4 protein-coding genes, 1 rRNA gene and 1 pseudogene are annotated in these 6969 nt (G+C 36.5%); 1 reads left to right on the plus strand and 5 read right to left on the minus strand.

The features are described 5' to 3' along the window. From AS180_RS20690 to yaaA, 5 genes are all read right to left on the minus strand, one after another. Positions 1 to 181, minus strand: a 16S ribosomal RNA gene (locus tag AS180_RS20690); the annotation flags it as partial. Positions 182 to 443: 262 nt separating this feature from the next. Further along, positions 444 to 2948, minus strand: a complete 2505-nt coding sequence (gyrA, locus tag AS180_RS20695; protein ID WP_025907864.1) for a DNA gyrase subunit A — start codon at positions 2946 to 2948, stop codon at positions 444 to 446. A 114-nt stretch (positions 2949 to 3062) separates the two neighbouring features. Then, entirely contained in the window at positions 3063 to 4979 is a 1917-nt protein-coding gene (gene gyrB, locus AS180_RS20700; protein WP_025907865.1) for a DNA topoisomerase (ATP-hydrolyzing) subunit B, read from the minus strand. Positions 4980 to 5201: 222 nt separating this feature from the next. After that, positions 5202 to 6320, minus strand: coding sequence for a DNA replication/repair protein RecF (gene recF / locus AS180_RS20705; protein WP_025907866.1), 1119 nt, complete (start codon positions 6318 to 6320; stop codon positions 5202 to 5204). A 15-nt stretch (positions 6321 to 6335) separates the two neighbouring features. Beyond that, positions 6336 to 6551, minus strand: coding sequence for a S4 domain-containing protein YaaA (yaaA, locus tag AS180_RS20710; RefSeq protein ID WP_025907867.1), 216 nt, complete (start codon positions 6549 to 6551; stop codon positions 6336 to 6338). A gap of 229 nt (positions 6552 to 6780) precedes the next feature. On the opposite strand from yaaA, the pseudogene AS180_RS20715 reads away from it, so the two are divergent. After that, positions 6781 to 6969, plus strand: a pseudogene (locus AS180_RS20715) (IS5/IS1182 family transposase); the annotation flags it as partial.

A 6969-nucleotide genomic window follows, 5' to 3' on the forward strand; every position in this document is an offset into this window, starting at 1 on the left:
TTATCCGGTATTAGCTCCGGTTTCCCGGAGTTATCCCAGTCTTACAGGCAGGTTGCCCACGTGTTACTCACCCGTCCGCCGCTAACGTCATAGAAGCAAGCTTCTAATCAGTTCGCTCGACTTGCATGTATTAGGCACGCCGCCAGCGTTCATCCTGAGCCAGGATCAAACTCTCCGAAGAAATGTTTGACTTGCTCATAAAAGTTTAAAAAATTAACGTTGACGTTTGTCGCTTTGTTCAGTTTTCAAAGAACTCTTTTTTCATGTCGCTCAAAAGCGACCTCTATAATATAACAAGTTTTGAGCTTGTTGTCAACAACTTTTTAACACTTTAATTTAAGAGCTCGTTGCTGACTTTTTATATACTACCAGATTCTTTTTGATAATACAAGCTTTTCTATAAAAAAAAGGTTTTGACATTCCTGTCAAAACCTTTTGCCTATTTACTCATTTTCAGGTGATTCTTCACTGGTAACGTCTAGTTCTGAGTCGACTTCTTCGTCAAGCTCCTCATCTTCTTCAGATGTTTGAACTTTTGCTACAGTAGAAACAAACTCACTATCTCCTAAACGAATCACTTTAACGCCTTGAGTGTTCCTTCCCATTTGAGAAATTCCAGAGACAGACAGACGAATTAATACACCGCTGACTGTAATTACCATAATCTCCTCTCCAGATGTTACACACTTCAATGCGACTACATCACCATTTTTATCTGTAATATTACATGTCCTTAGACCTTTACCGCCTCGAGTCTGTATGCGGTATTCATTAGCTGGTGTTCTCTTACCATATCCATTCTTTGTAATAATTAAGATATCTGATTCTTCTTCAAGAATCTCCATCCCAATTACTTCATCTTCTGAATCAAGAGTAATTCCTTTTACACCAGTTGCTGTTCTCCCCATTGAACGGACATCATTCTCATTAAAGCGAATCAACATACCATTTTTAGTACCAATAACCATATCACGTTTACCATCTGTTAGTTTTACAGAGATTAACTCATCCTCTTCTCGTAAACTTAATGCAATTAAGCCACTATTACGGATGTTTTCAAAAGAAGATAATGGGGTACGTTTTGAAATACCTTGTTTTGTTGTAAAGAATAAATACCAGTCATCAACGAACTCATCAACTCGAATAATAGCATTGACCCATTCACCTTTATCTACTTCTAATAAGTTAATAATAGGGATCCCTTTAGCAGTTCTTCCGTACTCAGGAATTTCATATCCTTTTGTTTTGTATACTTTCCCTTTATTCGTAAAGAATAAAATTGTATCGTGTGTAGAAGTTGTTAAAAGATGTTCAACAAAATCATCTTCATTGGTATTCATTCCTTGAATACCACGCCCCCCACGCTTCTGACTCTTATAAGTAGATACAGGTAATCGTTTAATATATCCGTTATGTGTTAAGCTAATAACAATATCTTGTCGCGGAATAAGATCTTCATCTTCAATAACTTCAGAACCACCCGCTATAATTTCTGTACGACGCCCATCATTAAAGCGATCTTTAACTTCTATTAATTCCTCACGAATAATTTCCAAAACTTTTTCATTATCTGCTAGAATCGCTTTTAATTCAGCAATTAAAGCTAGTAAAGATTGATACTCAGCTTCAATTTTCTCACGCTCTAACCCAGTAAGCTTTTGCAAACGCATATCTAAAATAGCCTGTGCCTGCTTTTCACTTAGTGAGAATTGTGTCATTAATCCTTCTCTAGCGATATCGGTTGTCTGAGAAGCTCTAATTAATGCAATAACCGCATCGAGATTATCTAAAGCAATCTTTAAGCCTTCTAAAATATGAGCACGTGCTTCTGCTTTTCTTAACTCAAATTCAGTACGTCTGCGAATAACAACAACTTGATGGTCTAAGTAATACTGTAGACACTGTTTTAAGTTTAAAACCTTCGGCTGCCCTTCCACTAAAGCAAGCATATTAATACCAAAGCTTGTTTGTAAAGATGTTTGTTTATATAAGTTATTTAGTAAGACATTGGCATTTGCATCTCTTCGAACTTCGATTACAATACGCATACCAGAGCGATCTGATTCATCGCGTAAATCTGTAATACCTTCAATCTTTTTATCTCTAGCAAGTTCTGCAATCTTTTCAATCAACTTCGCTTTATTTACTTGATATGGAAGCTCATTAACGATAATCGTTTGTTTTCCATTTGATTGTTCTTCAATTTCTACTTTTGCACGAATAATAATAGAGCCTTTTCCTGTTTCATACGCTCTACGAATTCCACTAATACCTAAGATTTGACCTGCGGTTGGAAAGTCTGGGCCCGGTATGATTTCCATTAATTCTGGAATTGTAATATCTTGATTTTTACTAACAGCTAGTACACCATCAATAACTTCTCCGAGTTGATGGGGTGGAATATTTGTTGCCATACCTACCGCAATACCCGCTGAGCCGTTTACAAGTAAGTTAGGAAACCTAGCTGGTAGTACAACCGGCTCTCGCTCAGATCCATCATAGTTATCTTGATAATCAATCGTATCTTTGTTGATATCTCTTAATAACTCCATAGAGATTTTGGACATTCTTGCTTCTGTATAACGCATCGCTGCTGCTGAATCACCATCGATAGAACCAAAGTTACCATGACCATCTACAAGCATATTGCGATAGCTGAAGTCTTGAGCCATACGCACCATTGTTTCATAGACAGCTGAGTCACCATGAGGATGGTACTTACCTATAACTTCCCCTACGATACGAGCTGATTTTTTAAATGGTTTATCCGAAGTCATACCTAAGTCATTCATCGCATATAGAATACGACGATGAACAGGTTTTAAGCCGTCACGTACATCTGGAAGCGCACGTGAAACAATAACGCTCATTGCATAATCTAAAAACGAAGAACGCATTTCTTGGCTAATGTTTACTTCTTTAATTTGAGAGTTTGGTTTATCTGACATCGATAAGAACCTCCTTCACGAAGTTCAGTATAGTAGTTCACATATGTAAACGCAGGATAGAAATCCCTCTACCCTGCCATTTAACATTCTTTTTAATTCTAAAAAATATCTTGTTTAGATATCTAAATTCTTAACGTATTTTGCATTTTCTTCAATGAAGTTACGGCGTGGTTCAACCTTGTCCCCCATTAAAATTTCAAATGTTTCATCTGCTTCAATCGCATCCTGTAAGTTAACTTGTAGAAGCGTACGCGTATCTGGATCCATTGTTGTTTCCCACAGCTGCTCTGGATTCATCTCCCCTAGACCTTTATAACGCTGTAGGTTAGGTTTAGATCCTTCTGAGAACGTTGGCAGGAGCTCTTCTAGCTGTTTATCGTTATACGCATATTCTACGCGTTTCCCTTGTGAGATCTTATATAATGGCGGCTGTGCAATGTAAACATAACCGGACTCAATAATTTGTCTCATGTAGCGATAGAAGAATGTTAATAACAGCGTACGAATATGAGCTCCATCGACATCGGCATCTGTCATAATTACAAGTTTGTGATAACGTGCCTTAGAAATATCAAAATCTTCTCCAATACCTGTACCTAATGCCGTGATAATTGTACGAATCTCGTTATTAGATAAAATTTTATCTAGTCTTGCCTTTTCAACGTTAATAATTTTACCACGCAAAGGTAGGATAGCTTGGAAATGACGACTACGCCCTTGTTTAGCAGAACCACCTGCAGAATCACCCTCTACAATGTACAATTCACTGATGGAAGGATCCTTTGAAGAGCAATCTGCTAATTTACCAGGTAGATTTGAGATCTCCAATGCGCTTTTTCTTCTTGTTAATTCTCTTGCTTTTTTAGCTGCCATTCGAGCACGTGCTGCCATAACACCTTTTTCAACAATTTTCTTAGCTACCACTGGATTTTCTAGTAGGTAAGTTTCAAAGTGCTCTGCAAATACAGAATCAGTAATAGTTCTTGCTTCACTATTCCCTAATTTTGTTTTTGTTTGACCTTCAAATTGAGGGTCTGGATGTTTAATTGAAATGATTGCAGTAATTCCCTCACGTACATCTTCACCTGTAAGGTTTGTATCGCTATCTTTAAACACATTGTTCTTACGTGCATAATCATTAATAGCACGTGTTAAAGCTGTTTTAAAGCCGGCTTCATGTGTACCACCTTCATAGGTATGAATGTTATTTGCAAAAGAATACAGATTGCTTGTATAGCTATCATTGTATTGAATAGCAATCTCAACTGAAATACTGTCGCGATTTCCCTCAATATAGATTGGCTCTTCATGTACAACTTCTTTTGAACGATTTAAATGTTCAACATATGATTTAATACCACCTTCATAATGGTATTCACGCACTTTGTTTTCTTCACGTTTATCTTCAATCGTAATTTTAATTCCACGATTTAAGAAAGCCAATTCACGTAATCGGTTTGCCAATGTATCAAAATCATACTCTAACGTTTCGTTAAAAATTTCACCGTCTGGCTGAAAGTGGATAACTGTACCAGTTTTATCAGTTTCACCAGTTACTTCTAAATCTGCTACGGGAACACCTCGTTCAAATTTTTGATAATGTACTTTCCCGTCTCGGTGTACATTTACTTCTAGGTAAGTGGAAAGCGCATTTACAACAGATGCTCCTACACCGTGTAGACCACCTGAAACTTTATATCCGCCACCGCCAAATTTACCGCCAGCGTGAAGAACGGTTAAGATAACTTCAACAGCAGGTCGTCCCATTTTTTCATGCATACCAACAGGAATTCCACGCCCATTATCTTTAACTGTGATGCTATTATCTTTCTCAATTATGACATTGATTTCATCACAATAACCAGCTAACGCTTCATCGATACTATTATCAACAATTTCCCATACGAGGTGGTGTAAACCCTTAGCACTCGTAGAGCCGATATACATTCCCGGACGTTTTCGTACTGCTTCTAATCCTTCTAACACTTGTATTTGGTCAGCATCATATGATTGCTTTTCTTTTTGTTCCATTGCCAAATGTATCACCTACACTTTTCATTAACAGCGAACTGTTTATAATTGTATTCTTTTTAACGTATCTTAAATAATTGAATGGAAACCACTTAGGAGCTTCAGACAAGCAAAACTCATCTTTCGTATTTTTGAGGGTAAGCTTTAAAACATTAGACTTAAAACTATAATGATATCATACTTTGTTAAAATTAACGTTGAAAAGCTATCAGTATGAAAAAACTATTTAATTTTTTGTATGACCCCAGCCTCTACCTCAAACGTAGCGGCTTTGTCTAAAGTTTCATGATGAATTCCTTCAATACTGGTGGTTGTCACAAATGTTTGAACCTTTCCCTGTATCGTGTTTAACAAGTGAGACTGACGGAAATCATCAAGCTCAGATAAAACATCGTCTAGTAATAAAATGGGATACTCGCCAATCTCTTGATTAATTAGCTCAATCTCCGCCAATTTTAAAGACAAAGCCGTTGTACGCTGTTGCCCTTGGGACCCAAAGGTTTGAACATCTTTTTCATTGACGTAAAATAGCAGGTCATCTCGGTGAGGACCAATTAAGGTAACGCCTCTATCAATTTCTCTACTCTTTATTTTATCAAATTTTTCATGATATGCTTCTATCATTTTCGACAAATCTGCATCTTCTGATACATCAATCGAATTTTTATACTCGATACGCAGATTTTCAAGCCCTCTGCTAATGCCAAAATGAATGGGTTCTGCCCATTTTTGCAAAAGCTGCAAAAATTCAAATCGCTTTTTTAAAATACAAGCTGCTACTTCTGTAAGCTGAGCAGTTAAGATATCAAGCAAAGATAGGTCAGATTGCTTTCGTGTTTGAAGTTGTTTTAAATATTGATTCCTGTGCTGTAAAACTTTTTGATATTTGCTTAAGTCATGCATGTATACAGGGGAAACTTGTCCAATCTCCATATCAATAAACCTTCTCCGCACTTGGGGACTACCCTTCACCAGGTTCAAATCCTCAGGAGCAAACATAACCGTATTCATAGCACCAATGTATTGACTTAACTTTTGTTGCTCAATGTAATTATATTTTGCTTTTTTACCTTTTGTTGAAATGATTAAATCCAACGTCACAGGACCGCGCTCTTTTTCTACAACACCAGAAATCTTTGCAAATTCACTTTCCCATTTGATCAATTCTTTATCGTTGGAGGTACGATGTGACTTTGCCATTGATAAAACAAAGATTGATTCCATAATGTTTGTTTTCCCTTGCGCATTTTCTCCTAGAATGACATTTACTTTGTTTTCAAAAGCAACCGTTGTTTTTTCATAATTACGATAGTTTGTTAACGCAAGTTCTTTAATGTACAAACCATTCACCAACTCTTAAGATATAATGATAAACTCACCCATATCTGGGATTATTACTTCATCGCCTGGATATAGCTTTCGACCACGGCGTTCCTCTAACTCACCGTTCACATAAACTTCATGCTCACTTAAAAACCATTTCACCATTCCACCAGTCTGAATAACATCAGCTAGTTTTAAAAACTGACCTAATGTAATATGTTCCGTTGAAATCTGAATTTCTGTTGTCATCATATTCCGCTCACTTCCCTAATTATTTTATCTATTATTATTCTACTAAATAATTGTCCTTGAGAAAAGAAAGAGGCTGGGACAAAACCCTCCTCTGAGATGAAAAAAGCCGTGAAATTTTACGATGAGTAAAATTTCACGGCTTTGTTTTATTTTTTCCATAAAAATAAGGACCACTTCTGATAAAATATAGTCACCACAACAAATTCAACCAGAAAGAAGGGTCCTTATGTTTAAAGATTATAACATGAATCAATTAATTTTACCTTTAGAATTAGAAATGAAATTACAAGAAAACGATATCGCCTTTTCTATCCATCATTTAGTAGAAAGTATTCCGAGTGAAGCCTTTGATTCATTCGTCCAGCATACTGGATGCCCAGCTTATCATCCACGCATGATGCTAAAAATTATTTTA

Origin of the sequence: Priestia veravalensis (assembly GCF_001457055.1) — a bacterium.
Lineage (GTDB): Bacteria > Bacillota > Bacilli > Bacillales > Bacillaceae_H > Priestia > Priestia flexa.

Bases quoted from the DNA above. Each gene is read 5' to 3' on its own strand.
- gyrA (WP_025907864.1), bottom strand. From the start codon at position 2,948: ATGTCAGATAAACCAAACTCTCAAATTAAAGAAGTAAACATTAGCCAA.
- gyrB (WP_025907865.1), bottom strand. From the start codon at position 4,979: ATGGAACAAAAAGAAAAGCAATCATATGATGCTGACCAAATACAAGTG.
- yaaA (WP_025907867.1), bottom strand. From the start codon at position 6,551: ATGACAACAGAAATTCAGATTTCAACGGAACATATTACATTAGGTCAG.